The organism is Pseudoalteromonas sp. MMG007 (assembly GCF_018100985.1).
Taxonomy (GTDB): domain Bacteria; phylum Pseudomonadota; class Gammaproteobacteria; order Enterobacterales; family Alteromonadaceae; genus Pseudoalteromonas.
Genome location: NZ_JAGJEI010000006.1, coordinates 103439 through 127881 on the forward strand (window position 1 = coordinate 103439; position 24443 = coordinate 127881).

Here is a 24443-nt window from a genome sequence, read left to right on the forward strand (position 1 = left end):
TAAATGAAAAGCAGTTGTAAGCAACGGTTGCGTGGCTTCACACTCATTGAGTTAATTATTACTCTGGTGATATTGGGAATACTGTCGGTAACGGCAGTTCCCAAATTTCTGGGAAGCTCAACAGAAGATGCCTACTCATATCGAGATAGTGCTTTAAATGCGCTTAGAATAGTGCAATTACGTGCAATGCAAAATACAGCAACAACCAGTTGCCATAAACTTTATATAACTCCCACGCTTATCGCGCCACCCGCGCCAGATACATGTTTAGGTAACGCAGACGCCAACAACAGCGAACATTTAGTTGTTCAAATCAACACGCAACGTAGCGATATTACTTTTAACGCGATAGATAGTAATGCAAACACCTTTACTGAAATTAGCTTTGATCCGCTAGGGCGTGCTAATCAAACCTGTACAACACAATGTAAAATTGATGTTGGCTTGGCTGCTATATGTATAAGTGGTGAAGGGCTTATTTATGCATGCCCATAAAATTAAGGGCTTTACATTAATAGAGCTGATCATAGGCATAGTCATGCTTGCTATAACGCTTAGCATTATTACTGCGTTAATTGCCCCTCAGGCACAAAAAAGTGCAGAGCCTATTATTGCTTTAAGAGCATCAGAATTAGGCCAATCTCTGATGAACGAGATCCAAAGTAAATCATTTGATGAACACAGCGACAGAAGTCCTCCTTTTAAGCGATGTGGCGAAATATCTCTAGGTGCTGAGGCGTGTACCGCACCTGCTGATTTAGGGGCTGACAACTCAGAGACCCGAACTAACTACAACGATGTTGATGATTATATTTCGCTCTCTAATCAGCCTATTACAAATAGTTTAGGAGAGGCGTTAGCACAATACAGCGACTTTAATATCGTTATTGATGTTGAATACGATAGTGACTTTAACGAATCAACGAATAACGATGGCACAACCTTTAAGCGAATTACTATTGAAGTTACTTCATCTCTCGGTGAGGTTTATGGATTTAGTGCATATAAAGGAAACTACTAATGCAAGCAGCTAAGTATCAATATGCATTTACGCTTATAGAACTATTAATTGTTATGGTGATCATTGGTATTTTAGCGGTAAGCGCATTTTCATTCATTGGTGCAGGTGTCAGCATCTATTCACAAGGTATAGAGCGCCAAGAAGCCGTTGCGCAGGCTCGTTTTGTAATAACGCGTATAAGCAAAGAGTTACGCCATGCTACACCAAACTCACTTAGGCTTTCTTGCGATAACAATGCCCGTGGCGCGTGTAGCGTTCAGCAATGTTTAGAGTTTACGCCGTTTTTGTCGGCCACTCACTATACAAATTATCTACCTACCTTAGGACCTTTTAATGTTAGCGCTGTTGATTTTGCACTTAATAATTTAACGCAGCCGCAAGCTGGAGATTGGGCAACGATATACCCATTAAGCAGTGCTGATATATACGATGAGAATAATAATAAGCGCTTAAAAGTATCTGCATTTAATAGTTCAGCGAGTGCAATTGATGAGTGGCAATTTAGTAAAGCATTTGCCGAGGAGTCGCCAAGTAAGCGCCTTTATTTACTCTCTCAACCTGTAAGTTTTTGCGTTGAAGGGCAGTATTTATATAGATATACCAATTACGGTTTTACTGTTAAACAATTGGATGCCGTGAGCTTACAAATAATCAGTGGTGTTAAACGGGATTTATTAGGTATTTATATTGCTAACAATTTAGCGAGTGATTTATTTTTTACTCTGGATTCGCCCTCCTTACAAAGAAACGCTGTGCTTAATGTAAATGCGCAAATGCAATTTAACGATACTGAGGTTATGAGCTTTAACCATGAGGTGCATATTCCTAATGTACCTTAAAAAAAATCTTCACGGAAAAGCCTTACCCAGTAAACAAAAAGGAAACTTAATAATCGTTTCTTTGGTCATTATTATTGCTTTATTAGCACTGGGATTAGCATTAGCTAAAGTGCTTTCTGGTGCATCGCAACAAAACACGATTGAGTATTACGGCGCTCGTGCCTATATGGCGGCGCAAAGCGGCCTTGAAAGTGGTTTAACGCAACTATTTCCTGTAAATAGCTCAGTTCAAAGCTGTGCATCAGTCACTACTGATTTAACCTACCAAACTACATACTTAGCTAACTGTAAAGTAGTGATAAGTTGCGATGAATATATAGGTTTACCCGATAGCAGCACAACTAATGGGCTTGTGAATATATATTATCTTCAAAGCAGTGCAACGTGTGCTGCACTTGATTGCCCTGCAGGGAGTAGTTGCACAAAAGACTATTGGCAAACACAAAGAACACTAAGCGTAGAGGCTAAAACGTTACCATGATGAAAAATGCATTAGTCATTATATTTTTTAGTAGCGTGTTGCTTTGTAATTACGCATACGCCGTACCGCCTAAAATAGAAGGGCGTTATATTGAATTACAGGATACATATACGTCGCCTATTTGGACAAAAATAAATTTTCAGCAACAATATATAACGCCTCCAGCCGTGTTTATGCTCTCAACAAATCAAGGCGGAAACCCTGCAATAATAAGGATACGCAATATAACCACAACCGGCTTTGAGGCATTACCGCTTGAGCCCTCAGGCGAAGATGGCGGACACGTTAGTATGGGCGCTCATTACTTAGCTGTTGAATACGGTGTGCATGAATTTCCCGATGGAACAGTTATGGAAGTCGGGAGTACCGATTTGCAGCTAGAGCTACAATATGGTTCTAAATCAGGTTTTTCACCGATCACACCTAAAAGTTATAAGTCGTTAGTTTTCGCAGAGCCCTTTTCTCAAAGGCCAAACTTTTTTCATTCTTTGCAAACGCTTAATAGTATTGATGGCAATCCTCCCTCTGAGGCATTAATACCATTTTTAACTGTAGCGGTAGAAAGTGGTTCGTTATCAACTAGTGCTGTAAATATAGCGCTTGAGGCATCTGAAACTGCTTTGGGTGTTATTCAAAGTGAAACCGTTGCTTATATGGCTGTAGAACCTGGAAGTAATCGTACTTTTAGCGACGATAATGGTGTAGAGGTTTCATGGGAGACATTTTTTACTGGCTTTGAGGTTGATGGATGGAGTAATGGGTGTAATTACTTTAATTTTACGAACGACTTTGCTGTAGCTCCTTTGGTAGTGGCGAGTAAAAATTCACGTTTGGAAGAGGACGGGGGTTGGCTGAGAAGTTGTAACCTCAGAACAGACCGATTGGGGTTGGTGGTAGATGAGGACCGTAACGCAGATAACGAACGAAATCATGTTGAAGAAGAAGCATCAGTTCTCGCGATGACCAGTACCTTTGTGTTTAATGGTGATATTTTAGATTGCGAGACCTTATTTCCCGGCGCTATATCTACTTACAATAATGGTGAAGTACAGCTTGTTCAGGGGGTTGAAATAACAGATGGTAATGCACAATTTGTAACCACGACAAATTTAATTTCTACAGCATTAACGAACCCCCCTTTGTGTAACGGGCAAGGCTGTGTTGCAAGTGGCTATAATTCATTAGAGCCAAATCAAGCTGCACAGGTACCGACAGTTACAAACGATGGTAGCTCAACAGGTCCTATTCCTAATTCGCTTGCAGGGGATTATTTTTACGATGAGCTGCAGCTAAGTATGCTTGAAACACAATATAAAGTAACAGCACCCACACGGATTTTTTTAAAAGACACAACATCTCTTGTATCTACTTCATTTTTAAATATTGGTAAAACTAATATAGAAGTGGCACCGGGGGCATACTTAGCAATTTATGTTGATGGTGCAGTGGCCATTGCCGCAGATGCGAATATCTCAGCATATATTGTCGCAACAGGTGAAGTAAGAATAGCGCAAAATGTTACATATAAAGGGTCTATTACTTCTGCAACACAAGTCATTACAGAAGGAAGTTCAACATTTGATGCACTAACAGTCCCTGAAAGTATCCCTGGGTTTTGTGGTATTTATAAGCCGGTAACTTTAGATCATTATCGTTTATCAATAAGTGATAACAAGGGGTTAACGTGTGAAGCAAAAGAAATGACGCTTACGGCCTGTGCAAACGATGCGTGTGATCTATTGTTTGACGAACCGTCTAGTTTTAATTTATCGCCAGATAATAGCGCTCAACAGAGCTGGGTTACAGGAGAAGATATTAGTTTTACCGGCTCTACAGTGGTCGAGTTTGCAAAGCGCACAACTGGTAGTGTCACTTTTGGCTATAACACCGCAGACCCTTCAGCACCGCTTCGCTGTTATATTGCAGGTAATAATGTGGGGCTCAGTGGCTGTAAAGTGACGTTTTCAGATGCGGGGTTTATTTTTAATAATGAAACCGATGGCAACACAACTATACCTACTCAGTTATCAGCTAAACCTTCAAACATAGGTTTTAACGCTAAAGCGCTCTCAATCCAGGCAGTTAAAACAAATACTACTACCGGCGTATGCGAAGCTGCTTTTCCTGCAGGTGGTGATGTAAACTTAGATTTAGCCTATACCTGCAGTGCAGGGGCGAGCTGTACTGACCCTGTTGTACTAAGCAATAACAATAATGACTATAGTGTTGAGCAGGCGCACCAAACTTTTACTATAAATTTTGATAATGATTCTAAAGCGCCCATTATTATTAATTATCCTGATGCAGGTAAACTCAGCCTAAATGTAAAAACCAATCTCATATTAGATCCCGTAACTAATCTGTCGGTTAATTTAACAGGTAGCTCGAATGAGTATGTTATTAAACCATTTGGGCTCGCAATGAGCGTTGAAAATGATGGTTACGCAGCAGACTCTAATGGTAGTTTGTTTAGACTAACCGGTGAAGCATTTAACTTAAAGATGAATGCTGTGCAATGGCTTGCAGGGCAAGATAGTAATAATGATGGTAATCCTGATAATTACAGCAACATTAGCAATAACCCCATTGCTAAACACTTTATTGCAGAGCAACCGTTAGTAGCGGCTACAATTAAAGCCCCTGTATCAGGTGTGTCAGGTACGCTTGAAGCTGTGATTACTGCTGCTTTTAGTGATACAGGAAGCTTAAGCGAATCTATATCGCAGTATAATTACGACCAAGTAGGCATTGTTGATTTAACCGCAGGGCTGCAAGATGCAGATTACTTTGGCGCTGGTGATGTAAAGGGAGAGCTTTATAACGTCGGCCGTTTTGCACCTTCGCAGTTTCAAATATTGGGCATACAAGCTGCTGCACAATGTACACGTTATGGCAGTAATTTAACTTACCTTGAGCAACCATTTGAGCTTGGCTTTACAGTACAAGCACAAAACCAGAACAGTCAGTTAATGGCAAACTACCGTGATGGGTTTGATAAATCTTTAGTATTTATTAACGCTGAAAATAACGAAGCCGGTAATTATATACCCGCAACAAGTTTTACCAGCCGACTTGTAAACCTCGGTAATAACAGCTGGGGAGATATAAGCGATGGTCAATGGCAAATGAGCCAAATTAATACCACGCTTAAAAGGTTAGGTGTAGATCAGCCTGATGGTCCTTTTTCTATGGTTAGTTTAATGGCAACCCTAAATAACATTGAAGGCGCAACACTTGTAGGTGCAAACGATAAACCTAATACCCAAACAACATGCTCAGGTGGCTGCAATAGCGTAAGGTTAAACTCTGTACCCATAGAGTTTAAGTTTGGACGTTTAGTGCTTGGCAATAATTCAGGTTCTGACTTAGACCCTTTACTTGTTCCTATGCAGGCTCAACATTACAACGGTAGTGGTTTTGTTAATAATGCAGAAGATAATTGCAGCGTGTTTGAGCATACTCAAATTACACAAGTAGCGCCTTCGAGCCCTATATTAAACTATGAGTATGCAGCAGGAGTATCTGGGCAATTAGAGTCGGGCAACTACCCTACAAATAATGGTATTTATACCCAAACCAATGGGTCAGGTGAATTTACATTAGAATATAATACTAATGACTGGCTAAAATGGGACTGGCAAGGCGATGGCACACAGCTTAATCCTCATGCTATTTTACAATTTGGCCGCTTTAGAGGAAATGATCGGGTTATTTACTGGCGTGAAACACGCGAATAGTTGTAAACTAAGATAATAATTGAACAAAGCTTGTGTTTTGTGCTGCAAGTACATAGCATAAGGCTTTAATTATAAAAAATAATAACGACCAAATAATTGCCGCTTTTTGGGACTGGAATATATGCGAATTACTCCTTTATCTCTGTTAATTTCAGCTAGTTTGTTAGCTACTAGTGCATTTGCACAAGACACAGCAACAGTAACTGGAATTGAGTCAGAGATTAGTGTTAAACAAACAGAATACGATAACTCGACAAGAATACTTAAAAAACATCTTAAAGAAGAAAGTCAGTTACAAAATCAATTAGAGCTACTTCGCTCTCGTTCCACAGAGCTAGATAAAGAAAAAAACCAAGCGCTCGATGCGATGAACGAAATGTACCGTCGTTTGATTGACGATCCAACTATTGATATTAGTGCAGCGCAGTCGCGCTATCAAAAAGCTGTGGTTGATCATAAGCAAAATAAAGATGATATTTCTATGCAGTTGGCGGCAATTGCATCCCACCGTAAAGACATTGAACAAATTCGTGTAGCGAAGCATACGCTGTTAAATACTTTAGAGAGCTTAAAAGAGCAGTTAACTACAGCTCGTGTAGAGCGCTTACGTAACGAGTTTACGCGCGAAGGTACACTTGAAGTTAACCACACTATTAACTGTAAGCGTACAGAAACGCTTGCGGCATGTGAGCAGCGCGGCCAACAAATGGGCCTCCAAAAAGCGACTAAACGCTTTGTCGATCAAATATTTGCAAATTTAACAGAAGAACGCATTGTTGAGCCAAAACGCAATTTAGCGGGCGCTCAAGTACAAATTCTAAGTAGCCACGTAGTAAATAGTGCCTTTAGCGGACAAGGTAATTACAACGTTAATTTAAGCGTTACTATGCGCGGCGAAGTAAACAGCAGCCGTTTATGTAGTTTATTAAGTATTGATAATCGTTATTGCTCAGAGTATGGCACGCCACTCACTGCAACTTATCAACCAGCCTACGGCACAACATTTACTGATAGTCAGTTAACATTCAGTAATACCAAGGATAATGCCAGCACTGTTTCGGTTTCTCGTTTAAAAAAACAACCCGTGCGCGATTATTCGGTTAAATCGGCAGCTGTTAAAAGAGATTACCCTACAATAGTTAATAAAAAGCAGGGTCAAACAGTAGAGCTAACATTACGCTCTAATGTATACGATGATGAAGTATTTATTGACGGCGTTAGCTTTGGTTCAACACGTTTAATTACACGTTTACCGCGTGGAGTACACAATGTTGAAGTGCGAAAGTTAGGTTATAAGCCATTTCAAGCTCGTGTTGATTTGAATAAAGCACAGACTATTCATGCAAAGTTAGTAAAAAAGCCTGAGTCGATTGCTGCACCGACCTACACCCGTGAGCAACCAGAAATAAAAACTCGTCAGGTTAGTGAAAACGTTAATGTACTCAATACAAACGTAGAAACTCCGGTTGTTGTTATTCCTGCAGGTAAATTTAAAATGGGCGACATAAATGGCAACGGTTTAGCCAATGAGCGTCCAGTAATTGAAAAAGTGATAGCGAACTCTTTTGCTATGCAAAGCAAAGAAGTAACCGTGGGAGACTACGAAAAATTTGTAGCAAACACGGGCTATAAAACGCAAGCAGAGCAAAACAAAGGGTGTGCATATTATTTAAATGGTGAACCAGTATGGGAAGCTAATTTAAATTGGCGCAATCCCGGTTTTGAGCAGGGCAGTGACTTTCCGGCTGTGTGTTTAACGTATAACGATGCTAAAGCTTACGCTGAGTGGTTATCAGGTCAAACAGGTCAACAATTTCGTTTACCAAACGAAGTTGAATGGGAGTATGCCGCCCGCGCAGGAACCGAAACAGAATACCCTTGGGGTAACGAAATTGGTAAAAACTTAGCAAACTGTGGTTGGTGTGGTAGCGAGTGGTCAAACAGACGCACTGCACCGGTAGGGTCTTTTTCTCCTAATGCATTTGGATTATACGATACCGTAGGCAATGCATGGGAATGGACCAGCAAAGAATCTGGTAAGTCAGATGTGGCGGTTAGAGGCGGAGCGTGGAATTTTGCACCAAGTCTTGCACGTGCATCTACGCGCTTAATTTTAGCGCCTGACTTTAGATCTAACTACATTGGTTTTCGCTTAGTTCGCGAACGATAAAAACTCAATAAGGAAGCTTTGCTTCCTTTTTTCCGAAAATTTAAAAAGGCAGCTGCGCTTTATATTGCTCATCTATTCAAGCATGTTAAAGTGAGGCAGCTAATATAAGAACGTATTTCAAAGGTCATCCAGCCTCATGTTTAAAAAACTCCGTGGTATTTTTTCTAACGATCTATCGATCGACTTGGGTACAGCCAATACCCTAATCTATGTAAAAGACGAAGGTATTGTACTTAATGAACCTTCTGTTGTAGCTATTCGCCAAGAACGAGCTGGTGGACCTAAAAGTGTTGCCTCTGTAGGAACGGAAGCAAAACTTATGTTAGGTCGTACCCCTGGCAATATAAAAGCAATTCGCCCAATGAAAGACGGTGTTATTGCTGACTTTTTTGTAACAGAAAAAATGCTCCAGCATTTTATTAAACAAGTACACAATAATAACTTTATGCGCCCAAGCCCACGTGTACTTATATGTGTACCGTGTGGTGCAACGCAAGTAGAAAAACGCGCGATACGCGAATCTGCAATGGGGGCGGGTGCTCGTGAAGTTTACTTAATTGAAGAACCTATGGCTGCGGCAATTGGCGCAGGCTTACCTGTATCTGAAGCAACAGGCTCAATGGTTGTTGATATTGGTGGTGGTACTACTGAAGTTGCTATTATTTCACTCAACGGTGTTGTTTACTCATCATCAGTACGTATCGGTGGTGATAAATTTGACGAAGCTATTATTAATTATGTGCGTCGTAACTTTGGTAGCTTAATTGGTGAAGCGACAGCTGAAAATATTAAACATCAAATTGGTTCTGCGTTTAAAACAGATGAACCGATTGAAATTGAAGTGCGCGGCCGTAACCTTGCAGAAGGGGTTCCACGTTCGTTTACGCTTAATTCTCACGAAATACTAGAAGCACTGCAAGAGCCATTAATGGGTATTGTAAGTGCAGTAATGGTTGCACTTGAACAGTCGCCACCAGAGCTTGCTTCTGATATTTCTGCGCACGGCATGGTCCTGACTGGTGGTGGCGCATTATTAAAAGATTTAGATCGCTTATTAATGGAAGAAACAGGCATTCCGGTTGTTGTTGCTGACGATCCACTTACTTGTGTAGCACGCGGTGGTGGTAAAGCACTTGAGATGATCGATGTTCATGGTGGTGATGTTTTTAGTTACGACTAATGAAATTAATGTTTGGACGCACAGTCTCTTTGCAACTGCGACTTTTTGTCGCAGTGCTTTTGAGTATCGTACTCATAGTAGGAGACAGATACACGCAAGGCGGTACGATTGTACGTACTACTCTTAACACGCTTGTAAGCCCTCTAATTTACGTTGCTAATTTACCTTACGAATTATTTAGCTTAGGTGCTAAAAGTTTGCACACTCGCGAGCAACTCCTTACTGAAAATGAAGCGCTGAAAAAAAAGCAAATGCTTCAAAGCGAACAATTGCAGCAGTACCAATTTTTAGCGAGAGAGAATCAAAAGCTACGCGCTTTGTTAGGCTCATCGGCTAAGCAATCTAATCGCAAAATTATTGCTCAGGTGCTCTCTGTACACTCTAACCCTTACAGTCACCAGGTCGTTATTAATCGGGGTACTACTGATGGGCTTAGTGAAGGGCAAGCTGTAATTGATGAAATGGGTGTAGTGGGGCAGCTTACTAAGGTGGGTTCTACTACATCGCGCGTTTTGCTGATGACCGATACAACGCATGCAACGCCTGTACGCATATTACGAAACGATGTACGTACCGTGGTTGAAGGTATTGGTAAAATTAACGTTGTTAAGCTTTCTCACGTGCCACATAGCTTAGATGTACGAATTGGTGATGTACTTGTTACATCCGGCTTAGGCGGGACCTTCCCAGAGGGTTACCCTGTAGCAGTCGTCACAGAGATAAACCGTGATGAAGGGCGCCCATTTGCACAAGTATTTGCAGAGCCTATAGCGCAGCTAGACCGTATTCGATTACTTGTTATTTTATGGCGTAATCAACAGGAGCAAACCAACGATGATTGACCGCTATTCATTGTTAATTGCACTGAGCATCTTTTTTGCTTTAATAATGGCATTAATGCCACTGCCGTTTTCATTTGAACCGTTTAGACCCGACTGGGTTTTACTTGTACTTATGTATTGGTCTCTGGCCGTCCCGCACAGATTAAATATTGGCGCGGCTTGGGTTGTTGGCTTACTCATAGATTTAGCGTCTGGTTCTCCGCTTGGCGTAAATTCGCTAACATTTTCTATATGTATATTTGTTACTGCAAGTAACTTTCAAAAAATTCGTAACTTCTCGCTTTGGCAACAAAGTTTACTGATTGGTTTATTTTTAACGCTGTATCACTTAATGCAGTTTTGGCTAAATCACTTTTTGTTAGGGGTTTATTTTAATCCTCAGTATTTATGGCCAGTAGCAACCGGTATGGTGAGCTGGTTTTGGGTGTTTTTACTACTTCGTAAATACCGTAGACACTTTAGGATCAGGTAATGACTTGTGCAGTATATTTGGCATCAGCCTCCCCACGCCGTAAAGAGTTATTGAGTCAGCTAGGCATCGAATTTACACAATTTAGTGTTGATGCCGATGAAAGCCCACTACCAAATGAACAACCTAGCGCCCTTGTTGAACGCTTAGCACGATTAAAAGCGCAAAGTGGTGTTGCGCTTGGTTATACAGACCGTCCAGTACTCGGCAGTGATACCGTCGTTGTTATCGATAACGAGTCACTTGGTAAACCTCGAGATAAAAACGATTTTACAGCCACCCTAAAACGCCTATCAGGTAACACACACCAAGTCTTAACTGCCATCGCATTTGCCAATAAAACTGACGTAGTGAGCTGCGTAGTCAGTACCGATGTAACCTTTAAAACATTAACTGATAAAGAGATAAATGACTATTGGGAGTCAAAAGAGCCACTTGATAAAGCCGGTGGCTATGGCATCCAAGGGTTGGGTGGTCGCTTTGTAACTCACATTGCAGGTAGCTATTTTGCCGTTGTAGGCTTACCTTTATACGAGACCGAACAATTATTACAAGCATTCTTAAGAAGGTAGCATGAGTACAGAATTACTAATAAATGTCACGCCAAGTGAAAGCCGTGTTGCCCTGATCGAAAATGGTGTACTTCAAGAAATTCAATTAGAGCGAATTGGAAACCTCGGCATTGTAGGCAATATTTACCTAGGAAAAATTAGCCGTGTTTTACCTGGTATGCAAGCTGCGTTTGTAGATATAGGCCTAGATAAAGCGGCTTTTTTACACGCATCTGATATTGTAAACAGCGCCTCAATTGTTGAAGGTGTTGACGACGAGCCTATTAAAAAAGTACAAGATATTCGCGAGCTTGTCCGCCAAGGGCAATACATTATGGTGCAAGTGGTTAAAGACCCATTAGGTACTAAAGGTGCAAGGCTTACTACCGATATCACTATCCCATCTCGCTACTTGGTATTTATGCCTGATGCTACCCATGTAGGTGTTAGTCAGCGTATAGAAACAGAAGAAGAGCGCTCACGCCTTAAAAAAATAGTGGCTGAGTATGGCGACGATAATGGTAGCTTCATTGTGCGTACTGCAGCTGAGGGTGCAAGTGAAGAAGAGCTACGTCACGACGCTGGTTTCTTAAGAAAGCTTTGGGAGAGAATTACTTCTCGCAGACAAAAAACCAGTAAAGCCAGTATTTTGCATGAAGATTTAACGCTCGCTTTTAGAACCCTACGTGACTACGTAGGTGAGGACATGGAGCGTATTAGAGTCGACTCAAAGCTAACTTATGAAGAGCTAAAGTTATTTACAGAAGAGTTTGTACCGCTGCTTTCTCAAGTTTTAGAGTACTACCCGGGTGAGCGACCTATTTTTGACTTGTTTGATGTTGAAACAGAAATTCAAAAAGCACTACACCGTAAGGTAACGCTCAAATCGGGTGGTTATATTATTATTGACCAAACCGAAGCAATGACCACGGTGGATGTAAATACAGGCGCATTTGTAGGCCATCGTAATTTAGAAGAGACTATCTTTAATACTAATGTAGAGGCAACGTCTGCAATAGCGCGTCAGCTTAGGCTGCGTAATTTAGGCGGTATTATTATAATCGACTTTATTGATATGGTAAGTGAAGATCATAAACGCCGTGTATTGCACTCTCTTGAGTCAGCACTTGCTAAAGATCGTACTAAAACTAATATTAATGGTCTTTCTGCGCTTGGCCTCGTTGAAATGACACGTAAACGAACGCGTGAAAGCTTAGAACATGTTTTATGTGATGTTTGCCCTGCGTGTTCAGGACGCGGCTCACAAAAAACAGTAGAGACTGTTTGCTACGAAATTTTACGTGAAATAGTACGTGTAAACCGAGCATACGCTGCGGATAAGTTTATGGTTTACGCAGCGCCAGCAGTCAGTGAGGCATTACTTAATGATGAATATCATAACCTAGCTGAACTTGAACTATTTATAGGTAAGCAAGTCAACATTCAAACAGAGAGCTTATACAGCCAAGAGCAGTTTGATGTGGTAATGATGTAATGAAAGCAAAAGCGGTCTGTTTTTTTTGTTTTAGAAAGTTATGGCAAACCTGCGCCATAATTTTAGTATTACTGGCCGTTATTGTTTCAATTTTAAAGTACACACTTCCCTATGCAAACGACTATAAAGGAGATATAGAAACCTACCTCCATGATAAGTTTGCAATCAGTTTATCAATCGGTGAAATATCAGCAAGCTGGCAGGGTAGTGGTCCCGCTCTTGTGCTTGAAAACCTATCATTTAAAGATAACGAAACCGCGCCCATTTCGCTCACTATTGCAAAAACTAGCCTAGAACTTAATTTGTGGGAGAGCTTAAAATCTTTTCAGCTCAAATCTAATTACTTTGTTATTAACGGCTTTCATACAAGCGTAAAGGTCGAAAACTTATTAAAAAGTAACGACGAAGAGGTATCGTTTGAACAAAAAGAATTAATAGAAGAGCTATTTTTAGGCGAAACAGGCCACTTCGCAATAGAAAGCTCCAGTATTAGTTTTATTCTAGAAGATGGCAAAGAGCGTAAGCTACTTTTAAAAAATATTGTATGGCAAAACGAAAACGAGCAGCATTTAGGGAGTGGTAGTTTAGCGCTACCGGGTATTTCCGTTGGAAGCTTTGATGCGCGCATTGCACTTACCGGCGATACCATTGAACAAATAGCTGGCGATATGTATGTACAAGCTAACCAGGTGGATGTATCTAATTGGTTAGCGCAATATATTAATACCGAAAAACAGCAGCTGCATAGCGATATTAATTTACAAGCTTGGCTAAAATTTAATGAAGGCCAAGTAAGAGATATTAAAATGCAGTGGCTACCTAGCCTTGTGCGTTGGCAACGAGATGATCAAAGCCAACAAGTAAGCTTAAGCGAAGGCGGTTTTCATTTATACCCAGAGCAAAACAGTTGGCACCTAAAAAGTACCGGTTTAGCGTTCAATAGTAACGATAAAACGTGGCCAAGCCTTGAATTTGAAGCGCAGCTAGGTAAACAAAATAAAGTATGGCTTCATCAAGTTGATTTTGAACTGTTAAGTAACTTGGCGGGACTCAGCAATTTTAACGCTCTAGAGCCATTACTTGCACGCCAACCAACAGGGCAGGTAAATCAAGCGTATTTAAGTTTTAGCAGTGCACAGCAATGGCAGTTGTGGTTTGAAGCAAACAATATAGGTTGGCAAGAATTAAATTCTGTACCAGCAGCGCAAGCGCTAAGAGTTGATGGCTTGCTTACGCAAAACCGTGGCCGAATAAACCTATTTGGCGAAAATGGTACGCTGGTTACAGGCGAGAGCTTTAGTGACGATATCAATTATAATCAACTCAATGTTGAGCTTGATTTAGCTAAGCGTGCAAATGGCTGGCAAATAAACAGTGACAATATTTGGTTTGATAATAACGAAGTGACACTCGCCGCTGAGTTACAAATTAGTTTAGGCGATGATCCTCGGTTAGATCTTTATGCTGAAGCATTTGCACCTGATGCCAAAATTGCAGGGCATTACTTTCCATTAAAAGCAATGAGCCCAGGCTTAGTGAGTTACTTAAATGGTGCAATTAAAGAGGGCGAAGTATCTAAAGCGCAAGTACTATTTGCAGGGCCGCTTTCAGGCTTTCCATTTACAGATGGTAGTGGGCAGTTCGATGTTTTAGCACAAATAGATGATGCCACTTACCAGTTTGATCCAAATTGGCCTTCGGTCAAAAACGCTAACATACAATTACATTTTGCTAATGAGCGAATGGACATTTATAGCCAGCAAGGCCAATTAGTTAATTTAGAGCTCGGTAATAGTGTAAAAGTAAGTATTGCCGATTTAATGAATGCCGATGAACTAATAGTACAAATTGATAAAAAAGCGCCGATGGAAAAGTTACATGACTTTTTTGCTGCCACCCCAATAGCAAACCCTCTTGCTAATATTTTTGATGTTGTGCAAGGAAAAGGTGAAGCTCAGGCCAGTATTGAGCTATTAGTTGGTGACAAATTTAAAGGTGGCGCGAGCGTTAGTGGCAAGGTAGCACTTAAAGACTTACCTCTTTATATTGCAAATCCAGGCATTGAGCTTGAAAAACTTAATGGCGAACTGACTTTTAAAAATGACAATATTCGCTTAAATAACGCCACTGCAACATGGCTTGGCATGCCGATAAAAATTGATTATGACAGCCAAAGTGACGCAAAAGATTACACCGCAAATATTAATATTAAAGCGCAACTAGATGCAGATACGTTAATCGCTAAAGCCCAAGGCATATTAAACGGCTACTTAAGCGGACAAAGTGAGGTAGATATAGGCCTTACATTAAACTTCACCGAACAAGGTTTTAATTACCGCGCTCAAGTAAATTCTGACCTACTAGGTTTAACAAGTACTTTACCTGCACCCTATAATAAAATTAGCCAGCAAGTTTGGCCGCTTGATGGGGTAGTGCAAGGTGATGATATCTCAAACCTGATAACTGTCAATGCCAACAAACAGCTGTTTTTTAATGCTATTTTAGAAAGTGGTAAGCCACAGTTTAGCAATGTGAATATTGTATTAGGTAAGCAAGATTTAGGGCTTAACCAAAAAGATTTAAGTGTAAATATAAACCTCGAGAAAACTAAATTATCTCCTTGGATAGAATTAATAGATCAAATTATACATGCCGCACAATCTAAGTCAGATGTGCAATCACAAGGTATTATGCCGCCACTTAGCGAAGTGGTTGCAAATATAAACACGCTTGATGCAAGTAATATTATTTTTAACGATTTTGAAATGCGTCTAGCGCCGTTGCAAAGCGACTTATTTTTGAAATTAAATGCAAAAGAGGCGCGTGCAGGAGTATACATTCCTACATCACAACCTAGCCAACCAATTAGAATTAACGCTGACTACTTAAGGCTTAACTTTGCTGAAAAAGTAGATCAACCGCTTGAAGTCACAGACGTACTCCCAAAAGAAAATTTAAATTGGCTTACTAAAGTGCCCGCAATTGAGTTTGAATGCAGTGATTGTAAAATATCGAGCTACCAGCTTGATAAAGTAAGCGCGTCGCTTGTTGGCGATGGTAAGCGTCTATCAATCTCAGAGCTTGTGGTTGATAAAGGCGATCATATATTGCGTACTAATGGTCAGTGGCAAAACGGATTAACACAGCTCAGTGGAGAGCTTAAAAGTGATGATATAGGTGCGCTCTTTGATGAGTTTGATATAACCACAGCCATTAAAGATTCTAAAGCAGATCTTAATTATAACCTTACTTGGCAAGCCGCCCCGTATGATTTTGATGTTAAAAGCTTAAGTGGCGAGGTAGATTGGGATTTAGGAGAAGGGCACTTAACTGAAATCAGTGATGGTGGCGCACGGGTATTTTCATTGCTTAGTCTTGATTCGTTAGTGCGTAAGCTAAAGCTTGATTTTAGAGACGTATTTTCAAAAGGTTTTTTTTACAATAGCCTGCAAGGCACTATGCAATTAGAAAACGGCATTGCTTATACAAAAGATACACAAATGGATGGTGTACCCGCCGATTTAACTATTAAAGGCTATGCAAATTTAAATACCCTCGATATAGACTACGACCTAGCAGTTGCTCCGCAAGTTACCTCGAGTATTCCTGTAATCGTGGCTTGGATGGTAAACCCTGTAACAGGGCTTGCAGCATTGGCACTTGATAAAGTAATTCATTCAGCCAGGGTGATCTCCGAGATCAATTTTAAGGTGACAGGTAAAATGAACGATCCGGTGGTACAAGAACTTGATAGAAAAAGCCGTGAGGTTACTTTGCCACAAGCGGCTCAAAATCAGCCACAAGCATCAGTCGATTTAAAACTTAAAGATGCACAAGTAACAGTAACGCAATGAACAACACTGATATACTCGGCACCTCCACAATAGTGGCACTGCAAATGTGTTCCGGGCAAAACCCTGATGACAACATAGCAAGCTTAAAGCAAGCACTTAAAACACTTCCAGCAACTAGACCATTACTTGTATGCTTGCCTGAGGCTTTTTTAGTGTTTAGTAAAAGCGCAAACGATACGTTACTTGTTGCTAAGCAAGTTGAGCAATATAAATTACAACTTAGTGAGTTGTGCCAACACCATAATATTTGGATAAATGCTGGCACAATGCCTGAGCCATTTAACGAACATAAATATTATTCAGCATCGCACTTATATAATAATCAAGGCGAGCTGGTTGCAACGTATAACAAAATACATTTATTTGATGTAAACGTAGATGATAAAACAGGTCGCTATCGAGAGTCAGACTCTACCCAAGCAGGTAATGATGTTGTGGTTGTAGACTCTCCCTTTGGTAAAATTGGCCTAACAGTATGTTATGATCTGCGTTTCAGTGGGCTATTTAATGAACTCGCTCGCCAAGGCGCTGAAATTATTTTAGTACCCAGTGCATTTACAGTCCCTACAGGGCAAGCACATTGGCAACCGTTATTAACGGCGCGTGCAATAGAAACACAATGTTATGTAATTGCCGCTGCGCAATACGGAACACATGAAAATGGCCGACAAACGTATGGCCACAGCATTATTATTTCACCGTGGGGCGAGCAACTTTCAGTGCTGCCAAGCGGAGTTGGGTTTATAAGCGGTCACGTAGACTTAAACCAATTAAATAAAATTAGAAGAGATATGCCTGTGCAATCTCATCAACGATTTAGAGAGCATTTATTATGAATTCGGTTGAACAGCATTTATTACACGACAGCCAGCTAAATCGAGAAGAACTCGAAAAAACGCTCGGCTATATTCATCAGCATAAAGTGGATTACGCCGATTTATACTTTCAATCAAGCCATCACGAATCGTGGGTGCTAGAAGATGGTTTAGTTAAAGAGGGCTCTTACAACGTTGAACGTGGTGTCGGTGTGCGTGCAGTAAGCGGCGAAAAAACAGGTTTTTCTTACTCTGATGCAATAAACCTAGAAGCGTTAAATAAAGCGGCTACTGCGGCTCGTAGCATTGCAGATGCAGGCGAAGATAAAGCAATAAAAGTATTTAGTGATGTAAAAGCAAAAGAGCAATTTGCGCCGCACCAACCAATTTCAAGCATGAGTGATAACGATAAAGTAAGCTTATTACGTGAGCTTGAAAACTACATTCGTGAACTCGCACCCGATGCAGAGCAAGTAATTAGCTCAATGTCGGCAGTGTACGAAGAGGTATTGATTGCCGCAAGTGACGGTACATTTGCCACCGATATTCGTCCTCTTATTCGTTTAAACTGCTCAGTACTGCTTGAAAAAGGCGGCCGTCGTGAACGCGGTGGCGCAGGCGGTGGCGCACGTTTAGATTACGGTTATTTTAAAGAGTTAGTTGATGGTAAACCGCGTTGGATGGAATTCGCAGAAGAAGCGGTACGCCAAGCTAAAGTAAACCTTGAGGCTATTGATGCACCCGCGGGTACGATGGAAGTTGTACTTGGCAATGGATGGCCTGGTGTGCTTTTACACGAGGCGGTAGGGCATGGCCTTGAAGGCGACTTTAACCGTAAAGGCGCATCAGCATTTAGCGGCAAAGTAGGGCAAAAAGTAGCGTCAGAATTATGTACCGTTGTTGATGATGGCACAATGGCAGACCGTCGCGGTTCATTGAATGTAGATGATGAAGGTACACCTGCTGCATACAATGTACTTATCGAAAATGGCATTCTAAAAGGCTACATGCAAGATAAGCTAAACGCACGTTTAATGGGGGTTAATCCAACTGGTAACGCACGTCGTGAATCTTATGCGCACTTACCAATGCCACGCATGACTAATACCTATATGTTAGGTGGAGAGCATAGCCAAGCCGATATCATCAGCTCAGTTAAAAAAGGTGTTTTTGCACCAAACTTTGGTGGCGGGCAGGTAGATATAACATCAGGTAAATTTGTATTTAGCGCATCAGAAGCGTATTTAATCGAAAATGGTAAAATTACACAGCCGATTAAAGGCGCTACGCTAATTGGTAACGGCCCAGAGGTTATGCAGCAAATCTCTATGGTAGGCAACGACCTTGCGCTTGATAAAGGTGTGGGTGTATGTGGTAAAGATGGGCAAAGCGTACCTGTAGGCGTGGGTCAGCCAAGTCTTAAAATTGATCAGCTTACTGTTGGCGGTACAGCTTAAATATTGCCAAGCGCGAAGTGAATTCGCGCTTTTTGTGACGAAGGAAAAGTTTAGGCTTTTCCTTCATCCTTTTTATTTTTTTCAGCCTCTTCGTACCATAGCGCAAAAAAACACTCAGTTAATTTGTGTTCTATTTCAAGCGCTTTATCGGTCGGGCAAAATAACGTAAAGCTTGCTTTAAATTCACCTAAATCAGTGGTGCCAAAATGTATAACAGGCTCCGGTCCTGATATCTTTGCATCTAACTTTCGTTCAATCATTGAATTATAGCGGCTCGCTACGTCTTCAAATTCTTCGCAGTATTGTTTTGCTTTTTCAGTGAGTAAGCTGTGAATGGGATAAGGGTTAAAGCTCTCTCTACGCACAATAGCAAAGTGATGAGTTGCAAAGCGTTTTACAAAGTTTAAGTTTTTAATAGAACTAGTAATAAGCTTGTTATTTGGAATGTAAATGGTCTTTCTTGAAAACTGATATGTACGAATATCAATTTCATGCATAGTGGTTTTTACCCAATCAGTTTCGGCTACTTCACCAAAATAGTCACCTACTTGTATCCAATCACCTACTCTAAATGGGCGCGTTGTTACAAGATAAAAAAAGCCGATAACACATTGAATAAACTCACGTGTTGCAAGCACAATAGCAACTGCAAAAGCTGCAATTGAAAGCGCAAAATTTTGAATTTCGGTCGACCACACAAATAATAGCGACAGCACCATTACAAAGTTAATAAAATGCTTAATATTGTGTAATATATACCTAATGTCTTTTTCTTTTTTTTCAGCTCGGTTTTTTGCTAGCTTATCTACAAGTACTTTTAAAACAAAAGCAACCACAAGCAAAAGCAGTGAAATAAGAAATGGGTGAGACAAAATATCTTTAAGCATAAATTCCAAAACACTCGTAAATCTAAACACTAGTATATTGATTTATTAAATCAATTAGCAAACTTAACTTCAAAAAGGTTAAGTCGGTTTAGATTAAGGCTTAACCACCAGGATGTTAATTATTAAGTTGCTTGCGACAAAAAAGTACAAGCTCAATAGCCGAAATTAAAATTAAAGTATAACCAAGTGTTTCTATCCCTTCTTCCACAATGTTTTTAACTATACGCACGTAGTTATCTCCCATTACAGCATGCCAAAATGCGCCCTTACCCATCATACGAGAAAAAGCCAGTAGCGTAACTAAGCCTGCTAAGCAAATTCCATAACTTGGTGTTTGCGCATAAGCTTGGATAGAGTTGTAAATGGTGCCTCTTTTTGTGATTAGGTAAACGATTATACAAGCGAGTATTGAATAAACGATAGCTTGCCAAGCCCCATCAAACACATACATATCGAGGTATGTATCAAATTCTCTTACAAACATGATTGCTGCTAGAGTCGCAAGTAATACGCAAGCTATCTTGAGTTTCGAGTTAATGCGCGAGGCATAAAAAAACAAAATAAAGCTTAGCATTGTTAAAATGTCTTGCATGTGTTCAGTAAGCGTTTCTTCGCTATAAAGTGCATTTTGCTGAAGCGTAAAGCCTTCTAGTTGAATTAAAGAGGCAATGCCTGCTAAGCATAGTAAGTAAATAAAAGATCGCAGTAAAAACATATAAAACCAAATAGGTGACTATTGCCCGAGATTCTAATTACAAAAAGGCATGAAAGCCAAAACAATATGGAAACTTTTTTTATATTTTTAGGTCTAACATTTTTGTTGTTAAATTAATGGGTTAGATGTGTATTTAATGTACTTTTGATGTTTTGTTTGTAATGGTTTTAGTATGATTGTTGTGCATTAGGGTATAAATATACTGAGCATAAAAAAGCCCTTACTAAATAAATAGTAAAGGCTATTATAGTTTCAAATAGATGCTTAGCGCATCGTTACAAATTCTTCTGAGCCTGTTGGGTGCAGCGCAACAACAGCATCAAAATCAGCTTTAGTCGCGCCCATTTTCATGGCCACTGCAAATCCTTGAATCATTTCATCAACTGCAAAACCAATTCCGTGAAGGCCAACTACTTTTTCCTCAGGGCCAGCACATACAAGTTTCATTTTACAAGGCTGGCGGTGTTTCGTTACAGCCGTGTACATCGCCGTAAATCCAGATTGGTAAATTTTAACGTTTTCTTCGCCATACTGAGAAATCGCTTCTTGCTCAGTTAGGCCAATAGTGCCAATTGGTGGATGGCTAAATACAACCGTTGGCACTAAGTTATAATCCATTTTTAAATCATCAGGGAGCTCTTTGTTAAACAAGCGCTCTGATAAAGTACGCCCAGCTTTAACGGCTACAGGCGTAAGTTCAATACCGTTTTCGATGATATCGCCAACAGCATAAACGTTTTTAGCTGTGGTATTTTGAAACTCATCAACTTTGACAAAACCATCGCTATTAACTTCAACGCCAGCAGCTGCAACATTAATAGCGTCTGTTGTTGGTTGGCGACCAATTGCCCAAATTACTTGGTCAACATTTTGGCTTTTACCATTATCTAAATGTAGCGTTACAGAGCCATCATCTTCTTTAACTAATTTATGAGGTACAGATTCAGTATGAAGAGTAGGGCCCTCAGCAGCCATAACATCAACAAGTGTTTCGACTATGTATGGGTCAAAGTTACGAAGTGGAGAATGCTTACGAACAAACAAATGGGTCTCTGTGCCTAGGCCGTGTAAAACCCCTGCAAGCTCAACCGCAATGTAACCAGCGCCAATTACTGCAACGCGCTTAGGTTGTTCTTTAAGCTCAAAAAAGCCGTTAGAATCAATACCGTGTTCAGCCCCTTCAATATTAGGGATACTTGGACGCCCACCTACAGCAATTAAAATATGATCAGCGGTGTAATGCTCGCCGTTTACTTCAACCGTTTTGCTGTCTACAAATTTAGCAAAACCTTTGATTACAGTAACGCCGTTACTCGCCAGGCCACTATCATAACCTTTGTGAATTCGGCCAATGTAGGCTTCACGACTTTCTACTAATTTGCTCCAATCAAAGCCTTTAACTTCAACATTAAAACCATAGTCAGGCGCATATAAGTTAATAGCTTCAGCTACTTGAGCACCATGCCACATAACTTTTTTAGGCACACACCCTACATTTACACAGGTGCCACCCATGTGTTTTGCTTCGATAAGTGCCACTTTAGCGCCACGCATTGCTGCACGGTTTGCTGAGGCTATACCGCCACTACCGCCACCAATTGCTATGTAATCAAAATGCTGAGCCATGTTTAATCCTCAAAAAATATATTCAACTATAATGTGCCGATGATAGCATATGAAAAGTGCAAGTCACCCAAGGCGATGCTGTAAAAAACCGATAAATACAACAAACGAAATTCTTTAATATGACGATCAGTTTTATCGTAACCTATATTAGACCTATCAATGGAGGCTTGTATTTCATTGTTTTGCCCCAACTTCAAATTCATAGTCAATTAAATTGAGAGAATTCATGAGCGAATTACAAATTAACCCACTCATTGGCCTTGAAGGCTTACCACCATTTTCAAAAATAAAGCCGGAGTATGTAGTACCAGCACTAAAGCACGGCATTGAACAAAGCCGCAAAGCCATTGACGATGTACTAGCGAAAGGCTCGTACACGTGGGATGATTTAGTATTACCTTTAGAAGAAGCCGACGATAAATTATCACGCATGTTCTCTCCGGTTTCGCATTTAAATTCTGTTATGAATAACGATGAGTTACGTCAAGCATACGAGCAGTGTTTACCTCTTATATCTGAGTATTCAACATTTGTAGGGCAACACCAAGGTTTATATGAGGCCTATAACGCGCTTTATAATAGCGACGAATTTAAAACGCTAACGACTGCTCAGCAAAAAACAATTACCAATGCACTTCGTGACTTTAAGCTCTCAGGTATAGCACTTGGCGATGACGATCAAAAACGCTATGGCGAAATTAGCGTACGTTTATCTGAACTGGCTTCTAAATTTGGCAATAATGTTATGGATGCAACACTTGCATGGCAAAAACACATTACCGACGAAAGCCAATTAGCGGGCTTACCAGAGTCAGCATTAGCGCTTGCAAGCGAAACAGCAAAAAGTAAAGATTTAGATGGTTGGGTATTCACGCTCGACTTCCCATCGTATTTGCCAGTAATGACTTACGCAGATGATCGTGAATTACGCAGAGAAACCTACACCGCATTTTGTACACGCGCATCGGATCAAGGTCCTAATGCCGGGGAATACGATAACTCAGTAATTATGAGTGAGGAGCTTGCGCTTCGTCATGAGCTTGCCCAGTTATTAGGATTTAGCAGTTATGCCGAGAAATCCCTTGCAACTAAAATGGCTGAATCTCCAGAGCAAGTGTTTTCCTTTTTAGAAGATTTAGCAGCTAAATCGAAGCCACAAGCAGAGCAAGAAGTCGCAGAGCTAAAAGCCTATGCTGAGCAAAAGCATGGTATATCTGAGCTTCAAGCATGGGATTTCGGCTACTACAGCGAAAAATTAAAACAAGAAAAATACGCTATTTCAGATGAAGTACTACGTCCGTACTTCCCTGCAAATAAAGTGCTTAGCGGGTTATTTGAAACCGTTAACCGTTTATTTGGAATTACCGTAAAAGAAGTTAACGACTTTGATAGTTACCACTGCGATGTTCGCTTTTTCGAAATTTATGACAGCAGTAATACATTACGTGGTCGTTTTTACTTAGATTTATATGCACGTGACCGTAAACGCGGTGGAGCGTGGATGGACGACTGCATGGGGCGTAAAGTGCGCGCTAATGGCGAGCTACAAACACCTGTTGCATATTTAGTGTGTAACTTTAATAAAGCCGTAGGTGACAAACCTGCGCTATTTACACATGATGAAGTAACTACTTTGTTCCATGAATTTGGTCATGGTATCCATCACATGTTGACTCAAGTTGATGCAGCGCCTGTAGCGGGTATTAATGGTGTTGCATGGGATGCAGTAGAGCTTCCTAGTCAGTTTTTAGAAAACTGGTGTTATGACGAAGAAGCACTAAGCTTTATTTCAGGGCATTATGAGACTGGAGAGCCACTACCTAAAGAGTTATTAGATAAGCTACTAGCTGCTAAAAATTATAACTCAGGCATGCAAATGCTACGTCAAATTGAGTTTTCGTTATTCGACTTTAAAATCCATAACGATTACAAAGCGGGTGAGCAGTGCCAAATTCAAGCGGTATTAGATGATGTGCGTAGCCGTACCTCAGTAGTTAAACCGCCGGAGTTTAATCGTTTTCAGCATGGTTTTAGCCACATATTCGCAGGTGGTTACAGCGCGGGTTACTACTCATATAAATGGGCAGAAGTACTTTCAGCGGATGCATTTTCTAAATTTGAAGAAGAGGGCATTTTTAACGCAGAAACAGGCCAAGCCTTTATGCAAAATATTTTAGAAAAAGGCGGTAGTGAAGAACCTATGGAACTGTTCAAAAAGTTTCGCGGTCGAGAGCCAAGTGTTGACGCATTACTTCGTCACAGCGGTATAGCGGCTTAAGGCAACTTTATTTCTTATTCTTACTA

18 protein-coding genes are annotated in these 24443 nt (G+C 40.5%); 15 read left to right on the forward strand and 3 right to left on the reverse strand.

From position 1 onward, the window contains the following. Positions 1–3 precede the first annotated feature (3 nt). From J8L71_RS09580 to tldD, 14 genes are all read left to right on the forward strand, one after another. On the forward strand, positions 4–495 hold the full coding sequence (locus J8L71_RS09580) for a prepilin-type N-terminal cleavage/methylation domain-containing protein (RefSeq protein WP_211000345.1): 492 nt from the start codon (positions 4–6) through the stop codon (positions 493–495). Continuing rightward, the gene (locus J8L71_RS09585; protein ID WP_211000346.1) at positions 482–1021 is read left to right on the forward strand and encodes a prepilin-type N-terminal cleavage/methylation domain-containing protein; all 540 of its coding nucleotides are present in this window, start codon (positions 482–484) and stop codon (positions 1019–1021) included. Before J8L71_RS09580 ends, J8L71_RS09585 begins: the two co-directional genes overlap by 14 nt. After that, complete coding sequence (locus J8L71_RS09590; protein WP_211000347.1) at positions 1021–1860, forward strand: prepilin-type N-terminal cleavage/methylation domain-containing protein; 840 nt, start codon at positions 1021–1023, stop codon at positions 1858–1860. Before J8L71_RS09585 ends, J8L71_RS09590 begins: the two co-directional genes overlap by 1 nt. Then, complete coding sequence (locus tag J8L71_RS09595) at positions 1850–2341, forward strand: agglutinin biogenesis protein MshP (RefSeq protein WP_211000348.1); 492 nt, start codon at positions 1850–1852, stop codon at positions 2339–2341. Before J8L71_RS09590 ends, J8L71_RS09595 begins: the two co-directional genes overlap by 11 nt. Further along, positions 2338–6078, forward strand: a complete 3741-nt coding sequence (locus J8L71_RS09600; RefSeq protein WP_211000349.1) for an H-type lectin domain-containing protein — start codon at positions 2338–2340, stop codon at positions 6076–6078. The genes J8L71_RS09595 and J8L71_RS09600 overlap by 4 nt, the downstream gene beginning before the upstream one ends. Before the next feature lie 121 nt (positions 6079–6199). Further along, a complete protein-coding gene (locus tag J8L71_RS09605; protein ID WP_211000350.1) occupies positions 6200–8248 on the forward strand; it encodes a formylglycine-generating enzyme family protein in 2049 nt (682 codons plus the stop codon). Positions 8249–8384: 136 nt separating this feature from the next. After that, entirely contained in the window at positions 8385–9428 is a 1044-nt protein-coding gene (locus tag J8L71_RS09610; protein WP_007586338.1) for a rod shape-determining protein, read from the forward strand. Next, positions 9428–10270, forward strand: coding sequence for a rod shape-determining protein MreC (gene mreC / locus J8L71_RS09615; protein ID WP_211000351.1), 843 nt, complete (start codon positions 9428–9430; stop codon positions 10268–10270). Before J8L71_RS09610 ends, mreC begins: the two co-directional genes overlap by 1 nt. Then, positions 10263–10742, forward strand: coding sequence for a rod shape-determining protein MreD (gene mreD / locus J8L71_RS09620; RefSeq protein WP_211000352.1), 480 nt, complete (start codon positions 10263–10265; stop codon positions 10740–10742). The genes mreC and mreD overlap by 8 nt, the downstream gene beginning before the upstream one ends. Further along, positions 10742–11311 (forward strand): Maf family protein, encoded by a 570-nt coding sequence (locus J8L71_RS09625; RefSeq protein ID WP_211000353.1) that lies wholly within the window; start codon positions 10742–10744, stop codon positions 11309–11311. Before mreD ends, J8L71_RS09625 begins: the two co-directional genes overlap by 1 nt. 1 nt (position 11312) lies before the next feature. After that, positions 11313–12785, forward strand: coding sequence for a ribonuclease G (gene rng / locus J8L71_RS09630; protein WP_058547573.1), 1473 nt, complete (start codon positions 11313–11315; stop codon positions 12783–12785). Next, a complete protein-coding gene (locus J8L71_RS09635; protein WP_211000354.1) occupies positions 12785–16639 on the forward strand; it encodes a YhdP family protein in 3855 nt (1284 codons plus the stop codon). The genes rng and J8L71_RS09635 overlap by 1 nt, the downstream gene beginning before the upstream one ends. Then, positions 16636–17475 carry a carbon-nitrogen hydrolase family protein gene (locus J8L71_RS09640; protein WP_211000355.1) on the forward strand — a complete coding sequence of 280 codons (840 nt, stop codon included), beginning with the start codon at positions 16636–16638 and terminating at the stop codon, positions 17473–17475. The genes J8L71_RS09635 and J8L71_RS09640 overlap by 4 nt, the downstream gene beginning before the upstream one ends. Beyond that, positions 17472–18911, forward strand: a complete 1440-nt coding sequence (gene tldD / locus J8L71_RS09645; protein WP_211000356.1) for a metalloprotease TldD — start codon at positions 17472–17474, stop codon at positions 18909–18911. The genes J8L71_RS09640 and tldD overlap by 4 nt, the downstream gene beginning before the upstream one ends. Before the next feature lie 50 nt (positions 18912–18961). Here tldD and J8L71_RS09650 read toward each other — a convergent pair whose 3' ends face one another. The 3 genes from J8L71_RS09650 to gorA all read right to left on the reverse strand — a co-directional run bounded on the left by J8L71_RS09650 (position 18962) and on the right by gorA (position 22139). Then, entirely contained in the window at positions 18962–19798 is an 837-nt protein-coding gene (locus tag J8L71_RS09650) for a mechanosensitive ion channel domain-containing protein (RefSeq protein WP_211000357.1), read from the reverse strand. A gap of 115 nt (positions 19799–19913) precedes the next feature. Beyond that, positions 19914–20513, reverse strand: a complete 600-nt coding sequence (locus J8L71_RS09655; RefSeq protein ID WP_211000358.1) for a hypothetical protein — start codon at positions 20511–20513, stop codon at positions 19914–19916. Between the two features lie 264 nt (positions 20514–20777). Then, the gene (gorA, locus tag J8L71_RS09660; protein WP_211000359.1) at positions 20778–22139 is read right to left on the reverse strand and encodes a glutathione-disulfide reductase; all 1362 of its coding nucleotides are present in this window, start codon (positions 22137–22139) and stop codon (positions 20778–20780) included. Between the two features lie 226 nt (positions 22140–22365). Here gorA and prlC point away from each other — a divergent pair, with 226 nt between their 5' ends. Next, positions 22366–24417, forward strand: coding sequence for an oligopeptidase A (gene prlC / locus J8L71_RS09665; RefSeq protein WP_211000360.1), 2052 nt, complete (start codon positions 22366–22368; stop codon positions 24415–24417). Positions 24418–24443 lie beyond the last annotated feature (26 nt).